Genomic DNA, 26739 nt, shown 5'->3' on the forward strand with positions numbered 1-26739 from the left:
AAGGAAGTCAGACCAAGTGACACAATACACGGCACAATCCCTTGAAGTTCTTTCAGGTTTAGATCCTGTTCGTCGTCGTCCCGGTATGTATACCGATACCTCACGTCCAAACCATTTGGCGCAAGAGGTGATTGACAATGCGGTGGATGAAGCACTTGCAGGACATGCCAATCAAATTTGTGTCACGGTCTATGAAGATGGTTCATTGTCAGTCGAAGATAATGGACGAGGTATGCCAGTCGATATTCATCCTGAATATGGACAAAGTGGTATCGAAATTATTTTGACCAAATTACATGCAGGCGGAAAATTTAGTACCGATAATTACCAATTTTCTGGTGGTTTACATGGTGTCGGTATTTCTGTCGTGAATGCTTTATCAACACGCGTTGAGGTTGCGGTACAACGCCAAGGTAACTTGTATCAAATGGCGTTTGAACAAGGTGAACCTGTTGCACCATTATCGGTGTTAGAAGGTAAAGTTGCGAAACGTGCGACAGGAACAACCGTTCGCTTTTGGCCAGAAGCAAAATACTTTGATAGTCCAAAATTTGCACTAAAAGCATTGAAGCATAACTTGAAAGCTAAAGCCGTTTTAGCGGCGGGCTTAAAAATTATTTATGACGATAAAATCAATAATGAAAAAATCGAATGGCAATTTGAAAATGGTCTAGTCGATTATTTAATGGATGAACTTGAGGATCGAGAGATTCTACCTGATCCTGCCTTTGTCAGTAGTGGACAAGCAGAGCGAGCAGCTTGTGAATTTGCGATCTGTTGGAATGTCGAGGGGGGTGAGCAGATTCAGGAAAGCTACGTCAACCTGATTCCAACTGCACAAGGTGGTACGCATGTCAATGGATTGCGTTCAGGGGTCACGGAGGCGTTACGAGAGTTCTGTGAATTACGTAATTTATTACCACGTAATATGAAACTTTCGGCAGAAGATGTTTGGGATGGGGTCAATTTCATTCTATCGCTGAAATTCCAAGAACCTCAATTTTCGGGGCAGACCAAAGAGCGCTTATCCAGTCGTGAAGCCTCCAATATTTTGCTGAATATTGCCAAAGATGCCTTTGCTTTATGGTTAAACCAACATGCTGAGATTGCAACGCAGTTAGCTGAAATGGCAATTGCTAAAGCTGGGCGTCGCTTAAAAGCAGCGAAAAAAGTGGAGCGTAAAAAGATCGTCTCTGGTCCTGCGTTACCTGGAAAACTGGCTGATTGTGTCGGTTTAACGCGTGAAGACAGTGAGTTGTTTATTGTCGAAGGGGATTCGGCAGGTGGAAGTGCTAAACAAGCGCGTGACAAGAATTTCCAAGCGATTATGCCGATTCGTGGAAAAATTCTAAATACATGGGAAGTATCTTCGGATGAGGTGCTCGCTTCTCAAGAGGTACATGATATTGCGATTGCCATAGGGGTTGATCCGGGTAGCGATGATCTCTCTGAATTGCGTTATGGGAAAATCTGTATTCTTGCCGACGCAGACTCTGATGGTCTACATATCGCGACATTACTCTGTGCCTTGTTTGTGAAACATTTCCCGACTTTAGTTGAAGATGGTCATTTGTTTGTCGCAATGCCACCACTGTATCGTATTGATATTGGTAAAGATGTTTATTATGCGTTGGATGATAGTGAACTCGAAAGCATTTTGAAAAAAGTGAAAGGTAATAAAAATCCGCAAATCACTCGATTTAAAGGATTAGGTGAGATGAATGCGAGTCAATTGCGTGAAACCACGATGGACCCAAATACGCGCCGTTTAGTCCAACTCGATTTGGATGATGCGCATTTTACCGCAGGGTTATTAGATAAATTGCTTGCAAAAAAACGTTCGAGTGATCGTAAGCATTGGTTAGAACAGAAAGGTAATTTAGCGGATATAGTTGTTTAATTCTTTTTAATTGAAAGATTAAAAGCCAAGCTCATGCTTGGCTTTTCTTTATCTAGGGTCTACCCATATTTAGGATAAATTAATCTGCATCATTTTAGTTCATCTCGTTCTTTTTGTATGCAATGTTGTATACAAGATTGGATTCTTATTTATTTTATTTAATAAATATTAAAATAAAACAATAGCTTAAATTTTTGGCATAAAAATTGAATAACTCCACTCAGTAAAAATCAAAAGATCAATCTGTGGAGAACAAAGATGCAAAACAAATTAATGTCAATGTCCGTTCTTATGGCAGCCATGATGGGGGTAGGTCTGGCAGGTTGTTCAAAACCAGCCGAAAAAACAGAACAAACAAAAACTGAAACGAAAGCGGCACCTGCAGCAAGTGGCGATACGATTAAGGTGGGGATTTTACATTCACTCTCTGGCACGATGGCAATTTCTGAGACCTCTCTGAAAGATACCGCCTTGATGACCATTAATGAAATCAATGCCAATGGCGGGGTGATGGGTAAAAAACTCGAACCTGTCATTGTTGACCCAGCATCAGATTGGCCGCTATTTGCTGAAAAAGCACGTCAGTTAATTACTCAGGACAAAGTTGCCGTTATTTTCGGTTGCTGGACATCAGTATCACGTAAGTCGGTGCTTCCTGTGGTTGAAGAGTTAAATGGTTTATTGTTCTATCCAGTGCAATATGAAGGTCAGGAACAGTCTAAAAATATTTTCTATACAGGTGCAGCGCCGAATCAACAAGCGATTCCTGCAGTTGAGTATTTAATGGGAGAAGAGGGGGGTAAAGCACAACGTTTTGTTTTACTCGGTACAGATTACGTCTACCCACGCACCACCAATAAAATCCTGCGTGCATTCCTAAAATCTAAAGGTGTTGCCGATGCAGACATCATGGAAGAGTACACACCGTTTGGTCATAGTAATTATCAAACCATTGTTTCCAATATTAAGAAATTCTCTGCAGGCAAAAAGACTGCGGTGATTTCGACCATCAATGGCGATTCCAACGTTCCTTTCTATCGTGAGTTAGGCAACCAAGGTATTAAAGCTGCTGATATTCCAGTGATGGCTTTCTCAGTTGGCGAAGAAGAATTACGTGGAATTGATACCAAACCATTGGTGGGTCATTTAGCGGCATGGAACTATTTCATGTCAGTTAAAAATCCGAAAAACACCGAGTTTGTGAATAAATTCAAGCAATATGCGGTGGAGTACAAACTTCCAAATGCCGATAAAGTTGTGACCAACGATCCGATGGAAGCGACTTATGTTGGTATCAATATGTGGAAACAAGCGGTTGAAAAAGCAGGTACAACGGACGTTGATAAAGTTCGTGATGCGATGGCAGGTCAAACTTTTGCTGCGCCATCAGGTTATACCCTCAAAATGGATGAAACCAATCACCATTTACATAAACCTGTGATGATCGGACAAATCCGTGGTGATGGTCAATTTGATGTGGTTTATAAAACGCCTCAAACCATCAAAGCTGAGCCTTGGAGCCCATATATTCCTAAATAATTGTTCCATGCAACCTGCTGTTTTGGCAGCAGGTTTTTCTTAGTTTTATTTCTGATTGATTGGTTTAAATAGAAAATATAAGGGGGAGTCTTATGGCGAAACACTATGTTTTGGCAATGCTCTGCATCATGGCACAGATCATGTTTAATCCTGCATGGGCAGAAGTTACTTCACCAACAACTGTGACGTCTACAACTTCTCAGGATGCCATCCAAACTTTTGTTAAATCTGACTTTGCTACTCGCCGTGCCATGTTGAATCAATGGCCAGCCAGTATTGAGCAACTGGATCAATTGGTCGCGTATATTGATCAAAATGAGTTATATACCGATAGTTCAGGTCATACTTACATTTTAAAAAACGATGAAAAATTATTAAGTTATCCGCAATTGCAAGCCATCGACACTTGGCCCTCAGATGTATCTCAAGTGACGCTGGTCAATACTTTACGTAAGGCACTGAACTTTGGACAAGCCAAAGTTAAATTGAATTCTGACGATGCAGCACAACGTTTAGCTGCGGTGGACATTTTAGAAAATAATTTAGATGAGCTCGATGTAGCAACGATCAAACAACTCTATCTCAATGAAAAAAGTGAAGCGGTTAAAGCACGTTTGGCACAACTGAAAGCACGTTTAGATTTTAATAGCTCAGATGAATTCACCAAGATCGAAGCAGTAAAAGTTTTGGCGGATTCAAATCGTCCAGATGTATTGGCGTTGATCAACCAAAGCTTAGAACAGCCACAAAGTAATCCTGCATTAAAAGCAGCTTTGCTTGAAGCACAAAATAAAATTAAAACGCGCATTCAAATCAGTGAATGGTCAGGGCATGTATTTTCGGGTCTCAGTACCGCTAGTATTTTACTTTTGGCAGCGCTTGGTCTCGCGATCACATATGGTTTGCTTGGTGTCATCAATATGGCACATGGTGAACTCATTATGATCGGTGCTTATACCACTTATGTGATTCAAAGTTTTTTTAAAACGCACTTTGCAGGCTTAGTCGATTGGTATTTATTGGCTGCGATTCCTGCTGCATTTCTTGTTAGTGCGCTGATTGGCATGTTGATTGAACGCACAGTGATTCGTCCGCTTTATGGCCGCCAATTGGAAACATTATTGGCAACCTTTGGTGTCAGCTTAATCTTGATGCAATCGGTTCGGATGATCTTTGGCGCACAGAACGTTGAAGTGTCGAATGTCGCATGGCTCAGTGGTGGTATTGCCCTGACGCCAAGCTTGATGTTGCCGTATAACCGTATTGCGATTATTGGTTTTACTGTGGCGGTCTTACTGCTTTTAGTTTTCTTATTAAATAAAACCCGTTTCGGATTATTTATCCGTGCTGTGACACAAAACCGTCAAATGGCGCGTGCCGTGGGCATTCGTTCTGCACGTATCGACATGCTGGCATTTGGCTTAGGTTCAGGCTTAGCTGGATTGGCAGGTTGTGCGCTGGCACAAGTGGGTAACGTGGGGCCTGACCTCGGACAAAACTACATTATTGATGCCTTCCTTGTCGTTGTGGTTGGCGGCGTGGGGCAAGTGTGGGGTGCAGTACTTGCAGCCTTAGGTTTAGGGATTAGCGGTACAGTTCTAGAGATTGGTCTAGGTGCGGTTTTAGCAAAAATTATTCTCTTGGTTCTTGTGATTTTGTTTATCCAAAAGCGTCCACAAGGTTTGTTTGCCATCAAAGGTCGTTTCGTGGAGTAAGCCAATGAAAATCACTTCTTTATTTGCAGATAAACCGTATAGCGCAATTGCGATTGCCATTTGTTTTGCCGTGTTATTGAGCTTACCTTGGTTACATCTGTTATCCCCTGATTCAGCATTTTATCTGTCAGCGTATTGGATTACGTTAATTGGCAAAATCATGTGCTTGGCTTTGGTCGCATTGGCACTGGATTTAGTGTGGGGTTATGCAGGGATTTTAAGCTTGGGGCACGGTTTGTATTTCGCCCTCGGTGGTTACGCCTTTGGCATGTACTTGATGCGCGAATCCGCAGGCGATGGTTTACCGGATTTCATGCGTTTCCTCAGTTGGACAGAACTCCCTTGGTATTGGGTGGGGACTGAGCATTTTGCTTGGACGATGATCTTGGTTTTATCTGTGCCTGCCTTAGTTGCCTTTATTTTTGGTTTCTTTGCTTTCCGCTCAAAAATCAAGGGTGTGTATTTCTCAATTATTACCCAAGCCATGACGTTTGCCGCAGCATTATTATTCTTCCGCAATGAGACAGGTTTTGGTGGAAATAATGGCTTCACGGGTTTTAAAACCTTACTCGGTTTTGATATCACCTCTGCGCCGATGCGTGCCACTTTATGTTTTGTCACTGCTTTGGTGTTAATGCTGTGTTTTATCGGCTTACGTCAACTGATGAATCGTCCTTATGGTCGAGTTCTTGGCGCGATTCGTGACAGTGAAAACCGCTTGCAATATTTGGGCTATCGCACACTGTGGTACAAGCTTTCAGCATGGGTGCTATCGGCAGTGATTGCAGGTATCGCAGGGGCGTTGTATGTGCCACAGGTTGGCATTATTAACCCAAGTGAAATGAATCCAGTCAACTCGATTGAAATGGCAGTGTGGGTTGCCGCAGGGGGGCGTGGTACCTTGATCGGACCCATTCTTGGTGCAGGTTTAATCAATGCTGTGAAGACTTATTTCACAGTTGCAGCACCCGAAGCGTGGTTACTGATCTTAGGTGCGCTATTTATCGTAGTGACGATTTTCTTACCTAAAGGCGTGATTGGTTTATTTGATCGTTTTAAAAAGGAGAGCAATTAAATGAGTGATTTATTCATAGACTCAGCTCAACATGGCGGTCAACTTGGTGAGGGCTATGGTCGTGCCAAAACCCAAGGTGCAGATTTTAGTCACGGGATTGCTTTGTATTTAGAAAAAGTCAGTGTGTGGTTTGATTCGTTTCGTGCGTTAAATGATTTATCACTGTACATCGCTGAGGGTGAATTACGCTGCATCATTGGACCAAATGGTGCGGGTAAAACGACCTTAATGGACGTGATCACAGGTAAAACTCGTCCGACTACTGGCACGGCATTTTTTGGACAAAACTATGATCTTGCCAAAATGGGCACAGAGGAAATTGCGGAAGCTGGGATTGGGCGCAAATTTCAGAAACCAACGGTATTTGAAAATTTTACAGTCATGGAAAATTTACTACTCGCTGCACCACGAGATAAGCGAGTCAAGAAGAGCTTATTTTCTCGTTTAGATCCAGAAGCACAATTGGCATTGGATGAAAGTTTAGAGCAAATCCGTTTAAAGGAATTTGTGAAAAAGCCCGCAGGATTATTGTCCCATGGTCAAAAGCAGTGGTTAGAAATCGGCATGTTGTTGATGCAACGTCCGAAGCTCATTTTATTAGATGAGCCCGTTGCAGGTATGACCGATGCGGAAACCGAGCGTACGGCTGAACTGTGTCTGGAACTCAAGAAAAATCATACGCTTGTTGTAGTTGAACATGACATGAGCTTTATTGATACCATTAGCGAAAAGGTCACGGTGTTGGCACAGGGCGCAATCTTGGCAGAAGGCACATTGGCAGAGGTACAAACCAATGAAGATGTGATTGAAAAGTATTTAGGACGCTAGGAGACAGCCATGTTAGAAGTGAAAGAAATTAACCAGTTTTATGGTGGCAGTCATATTTTGCGTGATGTGTCTTTTCAAGCGCCTGTGGGGGAGTGCAGTGTTGTTTTAGGGCGTAATGGCGTAGGTAAAACCACATTGCTGAAATGTTTGATGGGGATTCTCCCGATTAAATCAGGACAGATTTTGCTAGATGGAAAAGACATAGCCAAGATGTCTCCTGAGCAACGAGTACGAGCAGGATTGGCGTACGTGCCACAAGGACGAGATATTTTTTCAACTTTAACCGTAGAGGAAAATATCTTAATTGGTATGGCGAAATTTTCAGGTGCGAAAACTCGAAAAGTACCGAGTCATCTCTACGAAATTTTTCCTGTCTTGGATGAAATGAAGCATCGCCGTGGTGGAGATTTGTCAGGTGGTCAACAGCAACAGCTCGCGATTGCGAGAGCGTTGGCCTCGGAGCCAAGAGTCTTGATTTTGGATGAACCGACTGAGGGGATTCAGCCCTCGATCATCAAAGACATTGGTCGAGTGATTCGTAAATTGGCAGATCAGGGTGAAATGGCGATCGTTTTGGTGGAGCAGTTTTACGATTTTGCTGAAGAACTGGCAGATAACTATACGGTGATGGCGCGTGGTCAAGTGATTGCAAACGGGCAAGGTGCAGAAATGCCGGAAAAGGGGATTCGGGAATTGGTGGCGATTTAATAAAAGCCTCGTAAGAGGCTTTTTTATTGAGTAGTTGAAAGTTGTAGCTGCATCCAGACCAAGTCACGCCATTGTCCAAATTTTTGTCCGACTTCTGGCATATAACCTGTTTGTACAAAACCAAGCTGTTCATGTAGCACAATTGAACCCATATTTTCACTATCAATCGCAGCCACCATGATATGCATGTTTTGTTGTATCGCGAGATGGATCAGTTGTTGCATCAAGGCTTTGCCTAGACCTTGACGTGCGTAGCTTGGATCAACAAAAACAGAATGTTCGATACTCTGACGATAGCCTGTAATACTACGAAAGGCAGAGTAATAGGCATAACCAGCAATTTTTCTCAATGATTGATCTTCAACTACAATCATAGGAGATTGCTGTTGTTGCATCTCCTGAAAGCGCTGTTGATATTGCGCTAAAGTAATGGCTTGATCATTCCAGTTGGCTGTGCCCGTGATGATTTCATGATTATAAATAGCGAGAATCTGCTCAAGATCATCAGTAGTTGCAAAACGAATTTGATAAGAGTTTTGTAGTGTGTGCGTTGCAAGTATAAGATCGTGAGACATAACAAAATAAAAGAAAATTCATCTATTTCAATATGCGCGATCTAAAAAAAAACAGCAAGGAATTCCTTGCTGTTTTGATCAGTCAAAACCGTTTAGAAATGGTATTTCACTAAAGCACTGACATTATTTTCGTCGCTGCCTTTGATACCAAACTTGTTATTCCAAACAGAATGTTCTACGCCCAAATATAAACGTGTTTCAGGTGAAATGTGTTTACCTACATTCCATTTATATTGGGTTGTCCAGTTGAGTTCACTTGCATGGTCTTTTTCTGCTGTAGACCAGTCAAGGAAACCATCGACCAAGAAATCTTCAGTGGATACTTTAAATGGCACTGCATAGGCAATCGTCATTTGATAGTCATCTGCTGTATTTTCATTGTTTGCACGGTAGAAATTGACATTCGCATATTGGAAATATGGAATTGCTAAATCAAAGCCTACACCGTACAAGAAGTTGTCAAAACTAGAAAAGTCATCGTTATTGCTTTCCCATGTTGTTGAGATCAAGACATCTTTGACTGGGCCGAAAGCAAGTTTTTGACCAGAAATTTCGCCTAAGCTCAAGCGAGGAGAAAGTTCGAAATAGGTACTTTTATGATCGTCACCACCACGCATACGATCCATAAAGAAAAAGACATCGGCATATTGTACTTTTGCAGCGTATTCGACTGTTAGAGTCGTTTGCTTTTCATCGACAACTTCATAGTTCTCACCGTATAAACCAGTGAGGCTAAAATCTTGCCAAATTGGCTTTGCCTGAACGAAAGCTGCTGTAGATACCAATAAACAAGTCGCTGCAAGTTGCTTCAATTGCATTTAAAAAATCCCCCCAAAAATGGCGTGTAAAGCATACAAGGAATTAAGCAAAAATAAAGCCAAATTTGACCAAATGCTCAAAAGAATTGTATAGAACCGACCAAAAGAAAAAAGCCAATGAATTTAAAAATCTTTTTGATCAAGTTTTAATAAAAATGTCAAAAATCAGCTTGCATATTTGTTATGAAAGTCAGATATTGGAGTTATAGAAGATCTTCTTAACTACTGAAAAGCAACAGATGCGAAGCAAGGAGACCACAAGCATTTACATAATCAGAATATACAACTGCACTGAATGAATGCATGCTCAAAGCGTGCTAAATAAAAAAGTTTCGTAGAACCGTCTCACAGAAAAGAGAGGAAGATATTTATGAATATTGAAATCCGTACAGATAAAAACATTCAAGGTAGCGAACGTTTAATTAGTTATGTCCGTGCAGAACTTACGCAAGAATTTCAACGCTATAGCGAGCGTATTACACATTTTTCGGTTCATATTAGTGATGAGAATGGGGAGAAAACGGGCGATCATGACAAACGTTGTATGATCGAAGCTCGTCCAGCGGGTATGAAGCCACTTGCCGTGACTCATAAAGCTGCAAATATTGATGCATCTATTCATGGTGCGATTGATAAGCTAAAACGTAGTTTGGAACATTTATATGAGAAAAAAGAACATCATCGTGGTGGTTTACCAGAATATGTTGACGTCGATGACGATGTAAAAGTTGATGATGAAGCGTAAAGATAAACGCGAAAAAAAAGTCCAGTTTTGGGCTTTTTTTTTGTGTATATCAAATTTATACGTGATTTTATAAAAACCTGTCGGGATATTCGGCATAATAGAAACATTAAATATATTGTGAGAATTGGTCATGTTAAGCAATCAGCAGCAGGCCTTGGTGCAAGCCATACAACAACTCGATTTAGACCAAGTGCAATCTTTACTTGCTGAAGGACTCGACCCGAACTTTATTGATCCAGAACATGGTTTCCCAGTCTCTATTTTATGTGATGGCTTATTTGTCTGGTGGGAGAATGTCTGTGAAGCTTATGAAGCAGGTCAGCCATTGACTGAAGCAGACAAACAACAACAATTACAAGTTTATCAAGACATTTTAGAAGCATTAATTCAAGCGAAAGCCAATCTTCATTTATGGGATGCGGAAGAGTTTTATGGTCCGCTTTGGGATGCTGCAAGTTCAGCATGCGTACCAGTGGTTCAACGCTTACTTGATGAAAAAGTCGATCCAAACACAAGAGATGAAGAGGGTCTAACGATTTTGTCTTCAATTAGCCAACTATTTTTTGATTGTGATTTTGATGAAATTGACTGGTCAGAATCTTTGATAGAAGAGCGTGAAACACTCGAATTATTACGCAAACATGGCGCAAAAATGTCAAAAGAGCTAACGGCATAAGTCTAGCCAACAAGATATAAAGGGGAGAACAATGAAAAAGTTTCAAGTATTAGGCTTGGTTGCTGCATCAATCATGACAACTGCAACATTTGCAGCAGAATTTTCTTTTGACCGCCCAGGCTCAGGTATAGGTACGGGTATTACACCTGTAGGTCACTTGGCGTGGGAGCAAGGACTACCGAGCGTAAGCTATCAAGAAGGGACAGTCGATGGCGTAAAAGATAAAACGCTTACATTGAACGCTGACATGCTTTTACGCACAGGTTTAGCTGATGGCCTAGAACTGCAACTGGGTTGGCAAGGTCCTGTTTGGCAGCAATATAAACATGCTGGCACTAAGAAAGAAACCAATGGTTTAGGTGATGTCAGTATTGGTTTGAAAAAGGCGATTAATTTAAAAGATGATCGTTTAACAATGGCATTGTTAGCAGAAGCGATTATTGCGACTGGCAATGATGAATTCACGAATCAAGATGATATTTATAGCCTCACTTCAGCAGTGGCATATAAATTCAGCGATTTGGTGGGTACATCAATTACCATGCGTTATGAAGCACAAAATAGTGATTGGGCCGTGACTGCAATTCCAACCATTGATTATAAAATTGCGGGTAAATTATCTGGTTTTTCAGAGTTTGTATATCGTAAAGCAGAAAGCCAAGACTATGAATATGGTTTAGGGACAGGTTTAGTCTATAGCTTAAATGATCGAGCTCAACTTGATGCCAGTATAGGTGTGGATTTGAATGGCGATCAAAAAAGCTATAACGGTGGTTTAGGTTTATCTGTTTTATTCTAGTCAAAATCTCCGCTAACTTTTGAAATCCTTCTGCAGGCAGAATGAGGTCTTAAGTTATCGGGAGAGTTACAGTGAGATGAACATGAAAATGTCTGTTCAGGGTGGGTACATTAGCCAATTAATGCGCTACTTTTTGGCTACTTTATTGTTGTTATGTACGTCTTTGGTTTACGCTCAAGACAATCTATCAGCACCGTTACTGACTCCTGAACAGGCATTTGCATTTTCAGTTGAATCGACCAAAACCAATCAAGCGCGGTTACACTGGACCATTCAGCCTAATTATTATCTCTATCAACATAAATTTGAGGTTCAACAAGGCAATCAACCTGTTACGTTGAAATTACCCAAAGCAATTGAACAGTACGATGAAAACTATGGTCATAGCCAAGTTTATTATCAGCAAGCAGAGTTTGAGATTAGCACTCAAGCATCTCAACATTATCGTGTTACATGGCAGGGTTGTGCCAAAGACCGTATTTGCTATCCACCTCAAAATATTGAATTTCAAACCGATGCTGATGGGTTGGTTAGTGTCGAAAATGTCAGTTCTAATTCACAAAAACGTTTTTTAGATGTTGCTCGTTCTGCGAATAGCTTAAATGCTCAGACCGCAGAGAGGGATGAACTTACAACTGAAAAATCTAATGATGTAAAGCTGAATAATTCAACCAATATGGCGCAAGACCAACAGTGGTCAAGCACATTGGCACAGCACTCTCTTGCTTATAGCTTGTTATTATTTCTAGGCTTAGGAATTTTATTGGCATTTACGCCGTGTTCTTTACCAATGTTGCCGATTTTGACCTCATTGATTGTTCGTGAACATAAAGGCGTTAAAGCGTGGACGATTGCACTTACTTTTGTATTTAGTATGGCAATGGTCTATGCCGTATTGGGTTTAATTGCCTCTGTGGCAGGGCTAAATTTCCAACGATGGTTACAGCAACCTGCGACATTAGTTGCATTTAGTCTATTGTTCGTTGTATTCGCTTTAAATCTGTTTGGTTTATTTGAATTGAAACTGCCACAGAAATGGGTGAATCGCCTCGACCAAATGCAGTCAGTGCAACAAGGTGGGACTTTGCTTGGTGCAAGTATCATGGGCATGATCTCAGCATTATTAGTCGGTCCGTGTATGACTGCACCTTTAGCGGGTACATTACTCTTTATTTCACAAACGCAAAATCAGTGGCAAGGTGCTCTACTATTATTCACCTTGGGATTTGGTATGGGTATTCCATTACTGCTTGCCAGTGTCTTGGGTGCGAAAGCCTTACCAAAAGCAGGCGAGTGGATGCATCAGATTAAGGTGATTTTTGCCTTTCTCATGCTGGCATTGAGCATTTATTTTATTCGACCCTTGTTGCCAGAATTGGCCGTTCAGGTGTTGAGCCTGATTTTAGGTTTGGCGTTTATTGGTTATGCTGCGTACCGCTTTTTTGTGAAAAAGGGACAGTTGCAGTGGTTGTATGCCTTGCTGCTCATCATTGCAATTCCGTTTCTTGCCTTTAACCAATATCAGCATATGCAAAACCTAAGTACAGTGCAGGCAGAGAAATTGGCGGAATGGCATGTGGCGCAAACCGCTGCTGATTTTGAGCGGATTCTAGCCAACGCACCCAAAGATCAGGCCGTTGTGATTGATGTGTATGCAGATTGGTGTGTGGCTTGTCAGCCGATTGAGCATCGTGTATTAAAAGATGCAGAAGTTCAACAGGCATTATCTCACTATTATTTGATTAAACTTGATTTAAGTCATTATGATGCCTCGCATCAGGCTTTATTAAATCAATGGGACATTTTAGGACCGCCAACCTATTTATTTTTAGATCAAAAACAACAAGAAGTACGTTCGCTGCGTTTAACTGGTGCTTTTCAAAAATCAGAATTATTACAACAACTCACCTTGCTGAAAGGGAAATTATAATCATGTATCAATTGTTTATTGGCAATAAAAATTATTCAACTTGGTCGATGCGACCGTGGATTTTATTAAAACAACTTGGCATTCCATTTCAGGAGCATTTAATTCAATTTGATGGTTTTGAACCTAATAGCCAATTTAAAACTGAGATTTTAAAATTGAATTCAACGGGCAAAGTCCCAACACTCATGCATGATGATTTGATTATTTGGGATAGTCTGGCGATTTGTGAATATATTGCTGAACAAAATCCTGAGAAAAATGTGCTACCTCAAGATAGAAAACAACGAGCCAGAGCACGATGCATTAGTGCAGAAATGCACAGTAGTTTTCAAAGTTTACGTAATTTGTGTCCAATGAATGTTGAGGCTGATTTGTCCCATATTGGAAAACAGCTTTGGGCTGACCACGAGCAACTAAGGAATGACGTTGCTCGAATTGATCAAATTTGGTCAGAGCGACCAAGTGAAGAGCAGTTTTTATGTGGTGAGTTTAGTCTAGCCGATGCATTTTATGCGCCTGTGGCTATGCGTTTTGAATGTTATAAATTACCCATCTCTGCTTCTAGCCAAAGTTATATGCACAAGATATTGTCTTTAGCATCAGTTCAAGAGTGGATCGCAGAAGCCAAACAAGAACAGATGTTTGTACCCTTTGATGAGCCTTATCGTAATCATCGTGAAGAATATTTAAAAGAATAAACAACAGGTCAAAAATAAAGGCATCTTTGGATGCCTTTATTGGATTAATTTAAGAAAAGTTCAGTAAAAATTTTGACTTGATTTCGACCAGATGCTTTTACCGCATACAATGCTTGATCTGCCTGACTAATAATTAAGTGAGGTTCATCGGCACTGAGTGTGCTACTGATGCCAAAACTGGCACTGATAGAAAACTCTTGGTGATCTTCTGAGGTAAATTTTAACTCACCAATCGCTAAGCGACAGCGCTCCGCCACATTTTGCGCTTGTGCAGGCGTAGTATTGGGCAATAATAAAATAAATTCCTCGCCCCCAAAGCGCCCAATCATGTCTCGGTCACGTAAATTATTCGCCAAACATTTTGCAACATTGATCAACACTTGATCCCCAACACTATGCCCAAACTGGTCATTAATATTTTTAAAATGGTCTAAGTCGAGTAATACAATCGAGTAAAGTTGATTTGGTTGCTGATGTAAGCGCTCTAAGTGATTGCTAATACTGCGACGATTCATCACATTCGTGAGCGGATCTAAAAGACTGAGTACTTGAATAGCCGTTTCTCGAATTCGCCATTGTTTGAGCAGACTTTCAAATAGCAACAAACAAGCAATTAAAATTGGCAATAAGAAGAAAAACATACTGCCAACCCAAAAAGGATGCATTTGAGCTTGATTCAGGACTTCTAGCTTAAATATCGGTGCATATTGTAGGACACCATACACACTTAAAAAGTTGCAAAACAGCAGTGCGATTGTTGCTGGCACCAGTGCACAATAAATCATTTTGCGATCAAACAGAACCAGACCTACTCCCACAACACTGACATAGGCAACCATGGTTGCTGGACTAAAACTCCCAATCAGATAGCCTATATGACAGAGTAAAACAGTAACGACCTGTACGCTTAAAATTGGAATGATTTCTTGTACCCAAGATTTATCTTTATAAATAAAGCAGGGCATAATCAAACTTAAAAAGACAAAAAGCATGATTACATTGGTCCAAAGTTTAGATCGAACCAACGGTAAATTTACCCATTGCCATGTAAATGGATTTAGCAAGACAAAACTGTCCCAAATAATTCCAAATAGACTTATAAGTGAGGCTAAGATTAGCAACAAAATACATTTCTTTAACATGTTCCAATTAATTAATGGTTCATGTTCCCAGAACTGCGAGAAATTCCATTTTTCTCTGTCAACTAACCTCTTAAAATGAATCCTCATGATTGGCATGTTTCCTTATATGCAATGAGATTCCTAAGAAACGTTATTAGTGTAAATTCGTTATCAAAAATATTATTAAACGATTATTAAAATAACAATAGCACTTTTAGAATGAGAAGGAAGTCTAGCTATGTGCTTTTTAATGTAAATTAGGAGAGCAAAAATTCTTTAAAAAAGGAAGCTTAATCTAAATATTCGATCAGTTTGTTCTTATAATGACAAAAAGGAATTAAGAATGACAATGGTCAGACATAGCTGACCATTTTCTGCAAAATCATCACATTATGTTTTAATCACGATCAATTGCATGAGCAAAATCCGCAATATCTGCTAAAGCCTGTTTAGCTTCTGGAAACCAAGCATTAAACATTTGGAAGTTATGCCACATGCCTGTGTAAAGTTTAAAGTGTACTTTGACTCCAGCTTTTTCTGCTTTTTCTCTAAAGCGTTTTGAATCATCCAGTAAAATTTCTTTTGAGCCGACTTGCACCAGTGTTGGCGGTAAGCCTTTAAGATCATCAAATAGAGGTGAAACACGCGGATCATCCGCTTGTACACCATCTTTTAAGTAATGATTAATTCCTGCTTGTAAGGCTTCAATAGAGAGCAGAGCATCATGTTTTTGGTTAAAGCGTAATGATTCACTGGTGAGGGTTAGGTCTAAATAGGGTGACATTAAAATTAAACCGCTTGGCATGAGGTCAGGTTGTGCTTTTAACCGTAAGCACAATGCTAAAGCGAGATTGGCACCACAAGAATCCCCCGAAATAATAATATCTTTGGGTTGGATACCTTGTACTAATAGTGCTTGATAAACGTCAAAAATCGCATCAATTGCTTCAGGGAAAGCATGTTCAGGAGCTAAAGGATAATCCACATGAACCACTTGCATTTGCGTGCGCGCAGCAATATCAGTCATGAGGGCACGATGAGTATTTAAACTCCCCAAGAAAAAAGCGCCGCCATGAATATGAAAAATAAGTTGTGTGGCAGAAACTTGTGCTTTGATTTCTTCACCACACACGCCTGCTAAGCGCAATGGTCGAATTTGTACTGTCGGATTTTGGGGGAATAGACGACAAAGTTGGTCTAATAAAGGTCGCAAAGCATTCGGGGCCAAATTAAACTGACTCGGCGTACGAATGGTCGCTTTTAGTAATGATTCAGTAAAATAATATTTCCAAACAGTACCAAATTTCATAATTTTTCCATATTGTTAGGGCAGTATATAACTAAGAGAATTTTGACTCGTGTGCCTTGCGCTGTCATTACAGCAATGTTTTGTTGTTGCTCAGGCTATACCCAATAGTCATAATCAAGAATTGCAATATTGATAGAAATTCTCAATACTCTTAGTCTTGAAAAGACCCCTTAAGGATATTACAAAAATGAAGAAAATTGCTTTAGCATTTGGATTGCTCGGTTTAACAACTTTTGCCAATGCGGCAGATGCATTAAACGGTAGCGTTTGGCAGACAATCGATGATGAAACCAAGCAGCCAAAGGCGATTGTGAAGTTTACTGAGCAAAAGGACGGTTCGTTAACAGCGTCTATTCAAAAGTATTTAGTTCCAGGGCAGGAAGATGCCTGTTCTAAATGTGAAGGAACCTACCACAACAAACCACTTAAAGGTTTGACGATTGTGCGTAACCTGAAGAACGTGGGTGGAACAAATTATGACAATGGTTCAATTCTTGACCCTAAAAGCGGCAAAACCTACAAGTTGAAAGCTGAATTGATCGAGGGTGGCAAGAAGCTAAAACTACGTGGCTATATCGGTGTTGCAGCGCTTGGTCGTAACCAGACTTGGGTTCGTGCCAACTAATTTGAGTTTGAACTGAAAAAAACCGAGTCCTGTGACTCGGTTTTTTATTTTATTTCTTTAAGCGGAGAGGTTTTGATAAGTCGCTTCATCAAAGCCAATTACAAAGCCTTGCGGTGTTTGTAAAACGGGACGTTTAATCAAACTCGGCTGAGCAATTAAAGTTTCAATCAAATTTTCCTGATTACTTGTTGCATGAGCCTGTTCTACTTCGGTTAATTTACGCCAAGTCGTACCTTTTTTATTTAGGACCTTATCTGCGCCAATCTCTTTTAGCCAAATTGCTAAAGTGTCGGCATCAATCCCCTGTTTTTTATAATCATGAAATTCGTAAGAAATTCCTTTTGCCTGTAGTGCATCAAAGGCTTTTTTCATCGAATTACAATTTTTAATTCCATAAATTTTAAACATACTGAAAACCATAACAACACAATGAAAGATATGCGTTAAAGCCTAACTTAAAAGGCAGGGAATGTACCAGTTGAAAATTTTTATCAAGTGAATCGATGTTATGTATTAAGCGTAGATTAAATGACCAAATCTTTCTTATTTTTTGAACTAAATGGCTAAATACAAAGCAGAGGAAAAATATTTAATATCTAAAAAAGAGAAAACCCGCATTTAATCTTCCTGATCATGCGGGTCTCATTTCAACGTCCAATGTCTCATCCTTGCAAATAAACTTAAACTAAGTTTATTTTATCTTCCTACGGCGTCCTATCCCTTCTGGTCATCCTGACCGCTTCCCTGTGCCGTGGTGCTATAATGCCGTTACAGCTGGTAAATAAAAATACACAAAAAACGACATAATATGTAAGCTAAAGATGCGGTCAAAGTGAACATGTGTTCACTTATTCGTGTATTTTATAATCAATAATCACAGGTGCATGGTCACTAAACCATTGTTCTTTATACACCCAAGCATTTGCAGTCCGTGCTTTCCAGTCTGGAGAACATGCTTGATAGTCGATGCGCCAACCGACATTTTTCGCACGTGCTTGCCCACGATTTGACCACCATGAATACAATTCGGCTTCTTGGCGGACTTCACGGAAAGTATCCACATAGCCCAAATCATCATAAATATGGTCGAGCCATGCACGTTCATGTGGCAAACAGCCAGATGATTTCTGATTGCCTGACCAGTTTTTAATATCAATACGCTTATGCACGATATTGTAATCACCACAGACGATGATCGATTTATTTTCATCTCGCCATTGTTTTAAAATCTTGGCGTATTCTAGTAAAAATAAATCTTTACGTGCTTGTGCATCTTCACCGCTTGAACCTGATGGTAAGTATAAGGAAGCAATATGAACAGGGTGTGACAGACCTAAATCGAATTCCGCTGTGATAAAGCGTCCTTGCGAATCTGCCAATTCAAAACCTAAACCATTTTGTACAGAGACAAAGGGTAAGCGACTATAAATGGCTGTGCCTGCATAGCCTGCTTTTTCCGCAGGGAACAGATGCGTATACCAACCTTCTGGTTTAAATTTATGCGTCCATTGTTCATGGGTGATGCGGCTTTCTTGCATACACACCACATCGGCATCGGACTGTTCTAACCACTCAAGCAGACCTTTGGTCACAGATGAACGTAGACCATTTACGTTAATTGAAACCACTCGAAGAATTTTTACATCACTTGGATAGCTATCCTTTGGTATCATACGTCTGTTTAACCTCAATTAAAGAATTTGGAGCACCTTATATGACAACGCCTGTGTCATTTCATCCGCAAGCTTTTATCGAACTCGCATTATCACGTGGTGTGCTTAAATTTGGTGAGTTTACCTTAAAATCAGGTCGTGTCAGTCCTTATTTCTTTAACGCAGGTTTGCTTAATGACGGTGAAGCGTTGTCTTTGTTAGCACAAGGTTATGCCGATAAATTGGTTCAGTGTGAAAACGTTGGTGTGATTTTTGGCCCTGCGTACAAAGGCATTCCTTTTGTTGCGGCGACGGCTGTGGCGTTGTCTCAAGTCCATGGCAAGAGCGTTCCTTGGGGTTTTAACCGTAAAGAAGCTAAAGATCATGGTGAAGGTGGTGTGTTGGTTGGCGCATCGGTTGCAGGGCAAAAAGTTTGGATCATTGATGATGTGATCACTGCGGGGACTGCGATTCGCGAAGTTGTGACCATCTTAAAAAATGCGGGTGCGACGATTGCAGGGGTGTTGGTTGCGTTAGATCGTCAAGAACGTGGTCAAGGCGAACTTTCTGCGATTCAAGAAGTACAAAAAGAACTCGAAATTCCTGTACATGCTTTAATCACGATGAAAGATTTGATGGATTATTTGGATGCAAAAGGCGAGAAAGAAGCTTTAGCCAATATGCAGGCTTATCGTGAAAAATATGGCATCTAAGTTTTAAGTGTAAGCAAAAAGGAAGCAAAAGCTTCCTTTTTTTAATAGTTTTATTTGATTGCTCATCAATCATTCCATGTGTCTAAGATTAAAAGGCAACTATAAAAGCTCAAGTTGGTTTGCGGTCAAGAATTAATTGATAGAGCTAACCATATGTGAAAAACAAAAAAGGTGCCTTGAATAATTTATAGGTATATCGCAAAAAGTATGAAATTTAGTAACAGATATAACTTGTTGACTTTTAATAAATATCTGTGCTTTATAGAGCTTTGTATATTTAGAATGAAAAATGAATATCGATTGGAATTTATTAATTGCCAGTTTTTCAGCGATCGCTGCAAGCGTTGCATCAATCGCTACATTTTTAGGATGGAGAGAAAATAGAGAATTAAGAAAAGCCCAAACGGACCCTTTTGTTGATATTAAGTTAGAAACTGTTGATCATCACATTAACCTTTTCCGCTTAAAGATCACAAATACAGGTAAAGGTGGAGCTTTTGATCTTAAAGTTAATTTGAGACCTCATACATCGTCAAGTCATGATTCGATACAAGTAGCCCAACGTATTATAGATATATTCAATGATTCTACATTTATGATAGAAGGGATTAATTATTTAGCACCTCTAGATTATAAAAATACTAGGTATTTGAATTTTTATGGGAGTGGTGAAAGAAATATAACAGTAGGTGATTTTTTTAGTACTATTTTAATCGCAAAAGTAGAATTTAATGATTTAAATGGGAAATATTTTTCTCGAGAATATGAAATAGATGCATCAGAGTTAGGAGATACTTATAAATTAGGAAAAACCTTCGAGGAGTCTGTACCTCAATCATTAGAAAAAATGCAAAAAGATATTTATGAGATTAAGCAAAATTTAAAGAAACATTATTCATTTTTAGAGAGAAAACTTAATGAAGAAAAAAATGAATGGACCGAGATAGAGTTAGAAAGAGAACTACGGTTAATAAAGCTTAAACGAGAGCGTGATGAGCAATTAGGTAGAATAAATAAGACACATAATTATAAAAAATTAATAAAAAAACCTACAATTCATCAGATTCGTAAACAAAATAAATAGTGTTTTGATCACACTTCTTACATTCCAACATCACACCTAACTTCTCATTCCGCCCTTGTTCCGTCAACACCCAAGGGCGATTTTGCCACGGCGGATCATGGCGCACATGCTGCGTATGACCACAAGTGAGATCAGCAACGTAATGTCCTTCCTCATCCAGATGAAAACCAACAATCGCCTGTTGCATTTATTCACTCATACTTTCGAGTTTAGAACTTTCTAAACCCTTTAAAAAACGATGGCATAGATTATGAATTGCCACCAAATCATTTGGATCCACACCCAAAGAGCAGGCGAGTTTAAACGGAATTAAGGTAATTTCATCTTTTGCAGACAGTGCTTTTTCAAGCAAGATCACCTTTTTCATACGCTCATCTTCTTTCACCGCAACACGCTTTAAAAACTGTTTTTCTTCGAGTTTTTTAATAATTGGCGTCAGCGTGCCCGAATCAAAAAAGGTCTTCTGACCTATTTCAGATAACGTCACATTGTCCTTTTCATATAAAGCCAGCAACACAATAAATTGCGAATAGGTCAGATCGTATTCCTGAAGCAAGGGACGATATTGACGAATCATCGCATTGGTCGCGGAATACATCGCAAAACACACTTGATTATCCAAGTAAGAAAATTCAGTCATGCTTTGCTCCTCAACGTCATCTTTGCGAACTCACAGTATAGTTTGATTAATAAAAAAAGTATATTGCACATAATTAACTTGCGTACAATATAATTGTGTGCAATATTAATTCGCATAGCTGAACAACTACACAAAGCTATTAGGCAAATAAGATGGATTGAATCAGAGCGAGATGTTGTATGACCACAATTTATGATTTTCAGGCTGAACTTTTAGAAGGCGAGCAAAAGAACTTTGCAGACTATCAAGGCAAGGTTTTATTGGTGGTGAACACGGCAAGCCAATGTGGCTTAACCCCACAATTTGAAGGTTTGGAAAAGCTATATCAGGACTATCAACAACAAGGTTTAGTGGTTTTAGGCTTTCCGTGTAACCAGTTTGCTAACCAAGACCCATCAAGCAACGAAGAAATTGGCAGCTTCTGTCAGCGTAACTATGGTGTGTCATTTCCAATGTTTGCAAAAGTCGATGTGAATGGCTCAAATGCGCATCCGATTTATAAATATCTCACTTCAGAAGCCAAAGGCATCTTAGGTAGTGAAAGCATCAAATGGAATTTCACCAAGTTTTTGATTAACCAAAATGGTGAAGTCATCAAACGCTATTCACCAATCACTAAACCTGAAAAAATTAGCAAAGATATTCAAAAACTCTTGGCATAAGTTGAATATAAAATTGAATGCTTTAGAAATTACTGGTATCGAAATCATCTACCAGTAATTTTTTAACTTTTATCACTCAGAAAATCGTCTATTAAAATAAATAGAATCTAGTGATCTGAATAAATTAGAATTTTTTAGATTTAAGAATTACATAACTTGTTTAAACATCATCACTAAACTTCGCTATACTTTTTGCCAAGATTAAAAATACGAGCGTCAAATTATGCGTGTACTTGTAGTGATGGACCCAATCGAAACGGTAAATCTTAAGAAAGATTCCACGATGGCAATGTTATGGGCGGCAAGTCGTCGCGGGCATGAATTGGGTTATGCATTACAACACGATTTATATATTGATCAAGGTAAAGCATTTGGTCTGATTGCACCGCTTAAAGTCTTTGAAAATTATGATCATTATTATGAGTTGGGTGACAAGCGCAAAGAGTCATTGGCTGACTACGATGTGGTGTTGATGCGCAAAGACCCGCCATTTGACATGAATTTTGTCTATACCACTTATATTTTGGAACAAGCAGAACGTGAAGGCGCGTGGATTATTAACAAACCCCAATCCTTACGCGACTGCAATGAAAAATTATTTGCAACTCAATTCCCAGAACTTCAAGTGCCCACTTTAGTGACTTCACAACAAAGCCTGATTCGTGAATTTATTAAAGAACATGGCGATGTGATCGTAAAACCACTCGATGGAATGGGTGGAATGGGGATTTTCCGTTTATATCAAGATGGCGTAAATATCGGTTCAACTCTGGAAATGCTCACCGAAATGGGCACATGTCCGATCATGGCACAACGTTATATTCCTGAAATTGTTGAAGGGGATAAACGAATCTTGATGGTGAATGGTGAGCCGATTCCATATTGTTTAGCGCGTATTCCGCAAAATGGTGAAGTCCGAGGTAATTTGGCGGCAGGTGGTTTAGGTCAAGCGCGCCCACTCACTGAAAATGATAAATTGATTGCGGCAAAAGTAGGACCTTTCCTGCGTGAAAAAGGTTTGGTTTTTGTCGGTCTTGATGTGATTGGTAATTATGTCACTGAAATAAATGTCACGAGTCCAACCTGTATTCGTGAGATTGATGCTCAGTTTGGTACCTCGATTGCAGATAATTTATTTGATGTGCTAGAAGCAGGGCGAAACAGCTAAGATTACGCCATTTTTTGACCAAACTGCCCGTTTGTATTTGGATTAAATTTATGTGCAAATGGGCGTTTGGATATTGGCAGAACCTTGTTTTCAACAAAGAATTAAAAAAAGCTCAGCTTTCTGTTGTAAACAGGTGAAATTCGCTTTTCGTGAATGAAGCTTTAGGATTAGAATAACTTCCGAAAACAATAGACGATAACCTTCTTTTGAGTTGAAGAATTAGACCGTGACCAATTCACCACAGAACAAACCTAAACATGTCATGATGATGGCCGCTGGTACAGGTGGACATGTTTTCCCTGCGCTTGCTGTTGCCAAACAACTGCAACAGGATGGCTGCCAAGTCTCTTGGCTAGCAACGCCTACGGGAATGGAAAATCGGTTACTCAAAGATCAAAATATTCCGATTTATCAAATTGATATTCAAGGCGTACGTGGTAATGGTATTTTACGTAAGCTGAGTGCGCCATTTAAAATTTTAAAAGCGACCTTAAGCGCAATGCGCTACATGAAGCAGCTTAATATTGATGCTGTTGCTGGATTCGGTGGTTATGTCGCTGGACCCGGTGGTTTAGCAGCGCGTTTACTCGGTATTCCTGTGTTAATTCATGAGCAGAATGCGATTGCAGGTTTTACCAATACCCAATTGGCACGTATTGCCAAGACCGTGTGTCAGGCTTTTCCAAATACTTTCCCAACTAGTGATAAAGTCGTGACTACAGGTAATCCTGTGCGTGCTGAAATTACAGCGATTTTGAACCCATCATGGCGTTATCAAACCCGTGAGCAAGCACAATTACCACTGAATATTTTGATTGTTGGTGGTTCACTTGGTGCACAAGCACTGAATGAGCGTTTGCCTGAAGCTTTGAAAAAGGTCAATGTTCCATTGAATGTGTTTCATCAATGTGGTCAAAATCAGCAAGAGGTTACGCGTGAACGTTATCAGGGTGCATCTGCAAATTTAAATATTCAGGTTGAGCCTTTTATTCATGATATGGCAAAAGCCTACAGTGACGCTGATTTAATTATTTGCCGTGCTGGCGCATTAACGGTTACAGAAGTCGCAACTGCTGGTCTTGCTGCAGTATTTGTTCCGCTGCCTATTGCAGTGGATGATCACCAGACTGCAAATGCGAAATTTTTAGCAAATGTCGGCGCTGCGAAGATTTGTCAACAAGCAGACATGACACCCGCTGTTTTAGATGAGTTGTTAGCCACATTATTAAATCGCCAACTACTGTCTGAAATGGCAATTAAAGCACGTCAACAAGCACAACCGAATGCAACTCAGCATGTGGTTGATCTGATTAAAAAATTGTAATTCGAGTTTATTTATGTCTCCAACAAATCCAAACCAAGCCAAAAAGCTCATCAAAGTGCCAGAAATGCGCCGTATTAAACATATCCACTTTGTTGGGATTGGTGGTGCGGGGATGTGTGGTATCGCCGAGGTATTAGCCAATCAAGGTTATAAAATTTCTGGTTCAGACATCAAAGCCTCAAAGACCACAGCGCAACTCGAAAGCAATGGTATTAAAGTTTATATTGGGCATTCGGCTGAAAATATTAAAAATGCCAATGTGCTCGTGGTATCAACTGCGATTGATCCTGAAAATCCAGAAATTAAAGCTGCGATTGAACAACGTACCCCAATTGTACGTCGTGCAGAAATGCTAGGGGAGTTAATGCGCTACCGTCATGGTATTGCAGTCGCTGGAACGCATGGTAAAACCACAACTACCAGTTTATTAACGACGATGCTGGCAGAAGAAAATCTAGATCCAACTTACGTGATTGGTGGTTTGCTGAATAGCACAGGGGTAAATGCGGCACTGGGTGAAAGCCGTTTTATCGTAGCAGAAGCTGATGAGTCAGATGCATCTTTCTTGTATTTGCAACCGATGGCTGCGATCGTGACCAATATTGATGCAGATCATATGGACACCTATGAAGGTAGCTTTGATAAGTTAAAAGATACCTTTATTCAGTTCTTACATAATTTACCATTCTATGGGTTGGCAGTCGTTTGTGGTGATGATGCCAATATCCGTGAAATTCTTCCTCGTATTGGTCGTCCAACGTTGACCTATGGTTTTGGTGAAGATAACGATATTCGTGCTGTGGATGTGTTACAAGAAGGTATGCAATCGCACTTTACTGTACTGCGTAAAGATCGTGAGCCATTACGTGTCACCATCAATCAGCCAGGTTTGCATAATGTCTTGAATGCATTGGCTGCGATTGGTGTGGCAACTGATGAAGGTGTTTCTGATGGTGCGATTTGCCGTGCTTTAGAAGGCTTTAGTGGAGTGGGGCGTCGCTTCCAAGTTCAAGGTGAATTTGCAGTGGGCGAAGGCTTGGTGAAATTGGTGGATGACTATGGTCACCATCCGAAAGAGGTAGAAGCCACCATTAAAGCAGCGCGTGCCAGCCATCCAGACCGTCGTTTGGTGATGTTGTTTCAACCACACCGTTTTAGTCGTACTCGTGATTGTTTTGATGATTTTGTCGATGTGTTATCACAAGTGGATCAACTATTATTACTGGAAGTCTATCCAGCGGGTGAAAAACCGATTGTGGGGGCGGATAGCCGTGCTTTAGCACGCAGTATTCGTCTACGTGGTCAAGTTGAACCGATTCTAGTTGATCCAGTTGATGGCAATTTGCCGAATGTTTTACAAAAAGTGTTACAAGCGAATGACTTGTTATTAACACAAGGCGCGGGTAACGTGGGTGCAATTTCGGTAGAATTGGCTCAGCATCGTTTGTATGCCAAATAATTTATTTTCGTGAATATAAAAGTTTTACAGTTTTAAGGATATAAACGTGTCAAATGCTGCAAAATTCGGCAAAGTTGCTGTGTTGTTTGGTGGGAAGTCAGCTGAACGTGCTGTGTCATTGGATAGTGGTCAAGCCGTTTTAGAGGCTTTGTTGCGCTCAGGTGTGCAAGCAGAAGCATTTGATCCACAAGAGCGAAGCGTGACTGAGTTGGTCGGTTATGATCGTGCTTTTATCGTATTGCATGGTCGTGGTGGTGAAGATGGTCAGATCCAAGGTGTGTTGGAGTGGTTAAACCTTCCATACACAGGTACGGGTGTACAGGGTTCTGCGATTGGGATGGACAAAGTCAAAACCAAACAAATTTGGCAGGGCAGTGCTTTACCAACCGCACCATACCGCATCATTACGAAAGACTCAGATCTGGATGCAGTTATTGCGGATTTAGGTTTGCCTGTGATTATCAAACCTGTGCACGAAGGTTCGAGTGTCGGGATGAGCAAGGTTGAGAAAGCAGAGGATTTTGCGGCTGCAATCGAAAAAGCGACACAGCATGATGCTGTGGTAATGGCTGAAAAGTGGATTACGGGTCGTGAATTCACCATTTCATTCTTGAATGGTCAGCCGTTGCCTGTGATTCGTTTACAACCACCCGCAGACGTGGCTTTCTATGACTATGAGGCAAAGTATCAACGCAATGACGTGGAATATGGCATTCCTTGTGGTTTAAGCGAAGACGAAGAGAAAAGCTTACAAGCAGTGTGTCTACGTGCTTTCCAAGCAGTCGGTGCAGAAGGTTGGGGTCGTATTGATGCAATGCAGGATGAGCAAGGCAATTTCTGGTTGTTAGAAGTCAATACCGTACCGGGAATGACCAGCCACTCGCTTGTACCTAAAGCTGCACAAGCGGTCGGTTATAGTTTTGATGAGCTTTGCCTAGAAATTTTAGAGCAAACTTTAGCAAAGTCGGCTTAATTA

The 26739-nt window shown here is 40.3% G+C and carries 27 protein-coding genes; 19 read left to right on the top strand and 8 right to left on the bottom strand.

Annotated features, from left to right (window positions below; genetic code table 11):
• The first annotated feature begins 16 nt into the window (after positions 1 to 16).
• From parE to urtE, 6 genes are all read left to right on the top strand, one after another.
• Positions 17 to 1900, top strand: coding sequence for a DNA topoisomerase IV subunit B (gene parE, locus CDG59_RS03130; RefSeq protein ID WP_087543555.1), 1884 nt, complete (start codon positions 17 to 19; stop codon positions 1898 to 1900).
• 258 nt (positions 1901 to 2158) lie between these two features.
• Positions 2159 to 3439 carry an urea ABC transporter substrate-binding protein gene (gene urtA, locus CDG59_RS03135; protein WP_087543557.1) on the top strand — a complete coding sequence of 427 codons (1281 nt, stop codon included), beginning with the start codon at positions 2159 to 2161 and terminating at the stop codon, positions 3437 to 3439.
• 92 nt (positions 3440 to 3531) lie between these two features.
• Positions 3532 to 5154 (top strand): urea ABC transporter permease subunit UrtB, encoded by a 1623-nt coding sequence (gene urtB / locus CDG59_RS03140; RefSeq protein WP_087543558.1) that lies wholly within the window; start codon positions 3532 to 3534, stop codon positions 5152 to 5154.
• 4 nt (positions 5155 to 5158) lie between these two features.
• Positions 5159 to 6229 (top strand): urea ABC transporter permease subunit UrtC, encoded by a 1071-nt coding sequence (gene urtC, locus CDG59_RS03145; RefSeq protein WP_087543559.1) that lies wholly within the window; start codon positions 5159 to 5161, stop codon positions 6227 to 6229.
• Positions 6230 to 7057, top strand: coding sequence for an urea ABC transporter ATP-binding protein UrtD (gene urtD / locus CDG59_RS03150; RefSeq protein WP_087543561.1), 828 nt, complete (start codon positions 6230 to 6232; stop codon positions 7055 to 7057).
• Between the two features lie 9 nt (positions 7058 to 7066).
• Entirely contained in the window at positions 7067 to 7765 is a 699-nt protein-coding gene (gene urtE, locus CDG59_RS03155; RefSeq protein ID WP_087539924.1) for an urea ABC transporter ATP-binding subunit UrtE, read from the top strand.
• A 23-nt stretch (positions 7766 to 7788) separates the two neighbouring features.
• On the opposite strand, the gene CDG59_RS03160 is transcribed toward urtE, so the two are convergent.
• Together CDG59_RS03160 and CDG59_RS03165 are read right to left on the bottom strand one after the other, a co-directional pair.
• Entirely contained in the window at positions 7789 to 8340 is a 552-nt protein-coding gene (locus tag CDG59_RS03160; RefSeq protein ID WP_087543563.1) for a GNAT family N-acetyltransferase, read from the bottom strand.
• A 92-nt stretch (positions 8341 to 8432) separates the two neighbouring features.
• Complete coding sequence (locus tag CDG59_RS03165) at positions 8433 to 9158, bottom strand: outer membrane protein OmpK (RefSeq protein WP_087543564.1); 726 nt, start codon at positions 9156 to 9158, stop codon at positions 8433 to 8435.
• Positions 9159 to 9528: 370 nt separating this feature from the next.
• On the opposite strand from CDG59_RS03165, the gene CDG59_RS03170 reads away from it, so the two are divergent.
• The 5 genes from CDG59_RS03170 to CDG59_RS03190 all read left to right on the top strand — a co-directional run bounded on the left by CDG59_RS03170 (position 9529) and on the right by CDG59_RS03190 (position 14006).
• Positions 9529 to 9903, top strand: coding sequence for an HPF/RaiA family ribosome-associated protein (locus CDG59_RS03170; protein ID WP_004659842.1), 375 nt, complete (start codon positions 9529 to 9531; stop codon positions 9901 to 9903).
• A 130-nt stretch (positions 9904 to 10033) separates the two neighbouring features.
• Entirely contained in the window at positions 10034 to 10579 is a 546-nt protein-coding gene (locus tag CDG59_RS03175) for an ankyrin repeat domain-containing protein (protein WP_087543566.1), read from the top strand.
• Between the two features lie 31 nt (positions 10580 to 10610).
• The gene (locus CDG59_RS03180; RefSeq protein ID WP_087543568.1) at positions 10611 to 11378 is read left to right on the top strand and encodes a transporter; all 768 of its coding nucleotides are present in this window, start codon (positions 10611 to 10613) and stop codon (positions 11376 to 11378) included.
• 82 nt (positions 11379 to 11460) lie between these two features.
• A complete protein-coding gene (gene dsbD / locus CDG59_RS03185) occupies positions 11461 to 13308 on the top strand; it encodes a protein-disulfide reductase DsbD (protein WP_087543737.1) in 1848 nt (615 codons plus the stop codon).
• Between the two features lie 2 nt (positions 13309 to 13310).
• Complete coding sequence (locus CDG59_RS03190) at positions 13311 to 14006, top strand: glutathione S-transferase family protein (RefSeq protein WP_087543569.1); 696 nt, start codon at positions 13311 to 13313, stop codon at positions 14004 to 14006.
• 44 nt (positions 14007 to 14050) lie between these two features.
• Here CDG59_RS03190 and CDG59_RS03195 read toward each other — a convergent pair whose 3' ends face one another.
• Together CDG59_RS03195 and CDG59_RS03200 are read right to left on the bottom strand one after the other, a co-directional pair.
• Positions 14051 to 15235 (bottom strand): GGDEF domain-containing protein, encoded by a 1185-nt coding sequence (locus CDG59_RS03195; protein WP_171294976.1) that lies wholly within the window; start codon positions 15233 to 15235, stop codon positions 14051 to 14053.
• A gap of 289 nt (positions 15236 to 15524) precedes the next feature.
• A complete protein-coding gene (locus CDG59_RS03200) occupies positions 15525 to 16436 on the bottom strand; it encodes an alpha/beta hydrolase (protein ID WP_087543571.1) in 912 nt (303 codons plus the stop codon).
• 187 nt (positions 16437 to 16623) lie between these two features.
• Between CDG59_RS03200 and CDG59_RS03205 the strand changes: the two genes are divergently transcribed.
• Positions 16624 to 17061, top strand: a complete 438-nt coding sequence (locus CDG59_RS03205; protein ID WP_005156909.1) for a DUF2147 domain-containing protein — start codon at positions 16624 to 16626, stop codon at positions 17059 to 17061.
• Between the two features lie 57 nt (positions 17062 to 17118).
• On the opposite strand, the gene CDG59_RS03210 is transcribed toward CDG59_RS03205, so the two are convergent.
• Both CDG59_RS03210 and CDG59_RS03215 read right to left on the bottom strand, forming a co-directional pair.
• Positions 17119 to 17469 (bottom strand): arsenate reductase, encoded by a 351-nt coding sequence (locus CDG59_RS03210; protein ID WP_087543572.1) that lies wholly within the window; start codon positions 17467 to 17469, stop codon positions 17119 to 17121.
• Positions 17470 to 17909: 440 nt separating this feature from the next.
• Positions 17910 to 18734, bottom strand: a complete 825-nt coding sequence (locus CDG59_RS03215) for an exodeoxyribonuclease III (protein WP_087543574.1) — start codon at positions 18732 to 18734, stop codon at positions 17910 to 17912.
• Between the two features lie 41 nt (positions 18735 to 18775).
• On the opposite strand from CDG59_RS03215, the gene pyrE reads away from it, so the two are divergent.
• Together pyrE and CDG59_RS03225 are read left to right on the top strand one after the other, a co-directional pair.
• Positions 18776 to 19426 (top strand): orotate phosphoribosyltransferase, encoded by a 651-nt coding sequence (gene pyrE, locus CDG59_RS03220; protein WP_061393106.1) that lies wholly within the window; start codon positions 18776 to 18778, stop codon positions 19424 to 19426.
• A gap of 289 nt (positions 19427 to 19715) precedes the next feature.
• Positions 19716 to 20510 carry a hypothetical protein gene (locus CDG59_RS03225; RefSeq protein WP_087543575.1) on the top strand — a complete coding sequence of 265 codons (795 nt, stop codon included), beginning with the start codon at positions 19716 to 19718 and terminating at the stop codon, positions 20508 to 20510.
• Here the strand turns inward: CDG59_RS03225 and CDG59_RS03230 are convergent.
• Together CDG59_RS03230 and CDG59_RS03235 are read right to left on the bottom strand one after the other, a co-directional pair.
• The gene (locus CDG59_RS03230; RefSeq protein WP_087543577.1) at positions 20476 to 20697 is read right to left on the bottom strand and encodes a DUF3565 domain-containing protein; all 222 of its coding nucleotides are present in this window, start codon (positions 20695 to 20697) and stop codon (positions 20476 to 20478) included. The two genes, CDG59_RS03225 and CDG59_RS03230, sit on opposite strands and share 35 nt — an antisense overlap.
• Positions 20698 to 21150 (bottom strand): MarR family winged helix-turn-helix transcriptional regulator, encoded by a 453-nt coding sequence (locus tag CDG59_RS03235; RefSeq protein WP_087543578.1) that lies wholly within the window; start codon positions 21148 to 21150, stop codon positions 20698 to 20700. It lies immediately after the preceding gene.
• Between the two features lie 179 nt (positions 21151 to 21329).
• Between CDG59_RS03235 and CDG59_RS03240 the strand changes: the two genes are divergently transcribed.
• From CDG59_RS03240 to CDG59_RS03260, 5 genes are all read left to right on the top strand, one after another.
• Positions 21330 to 21812, top strand: coding sequence for a glutathione peroxidase (locus tag CDG59_RS03240; protein ID WP_087543580.1), 483 nt, complete (start codon positions 21330 to 21332; stop codon positions 21810 to 21812).
• A gap of 223 nt (positions 21813 to 22035) precedes the next feature.
• A complete protein-coding gene (gene gshB, locus CDG59_RS03245) occupies positions 22036 to 22980 on the top strand; it encodes a glutathione synthase (RefSeq protein WP_087543581.1) in 945 nt (314 codons plus the stop codon).
• Positions 22981 to 23206: 226 nt separating this feature from the next.
• Positions 23207 to 24304 carry an undecaprenyldiphospho-muramoylpentapeptide beta-N-acetylglucosaminyltransferase gene (gene murG / locus CDG59_RS03250; RefSeq protein ID WP_087543583.1) on the top strand — a complete coding sequence of 366 codons (1098 nt, stop codon included), beginning with the start codon at positions 23207 to 23209 and terminating at the stop codon, positions 24302 to 24304.
• A gap of 13 nt (positions 24305 to 24317) precedes the next feature.
• Positions 24318 to 25763 carry a UDP-N-acetylmuramate--L-alanine ligase gene (gene murC, locus CDG59_RS03255; protein ID WP_087537055.1) on the top strand — a complete coding sequence of 482 codons (1446 nt, stop codon included), beginning with the start codon at positions 24318 to 24320 and terminating at the stop codon, positions 25761 to 25763.
• A gap of 46 nt (positions 25764 to 25809) precedes the next feature.
• Positions 25810 to 26736: a D-alanine--D-alanine ligase gene (locus CDG59_RS03260; protein ID WP_087543584.1), complete on the top strand. Its 927-nt coding sequence runs from the start codon at positions 25810 to 25812 to the stop codon at positions 26734 to 26736.
• The last annotated feature ends 3 nt before the right edge of the window (positions 26737 to 26739 follow it).

Source organism: Acinetobacter sp. WCHA29 (assembly GCF_002165335.1).
Classification (GTDB): domain Bacteria; phylum Pseudomonadota; class Gammaproteobacteria; order Pseudomonadales; family Moraxellaceae; genus Acinetobacter.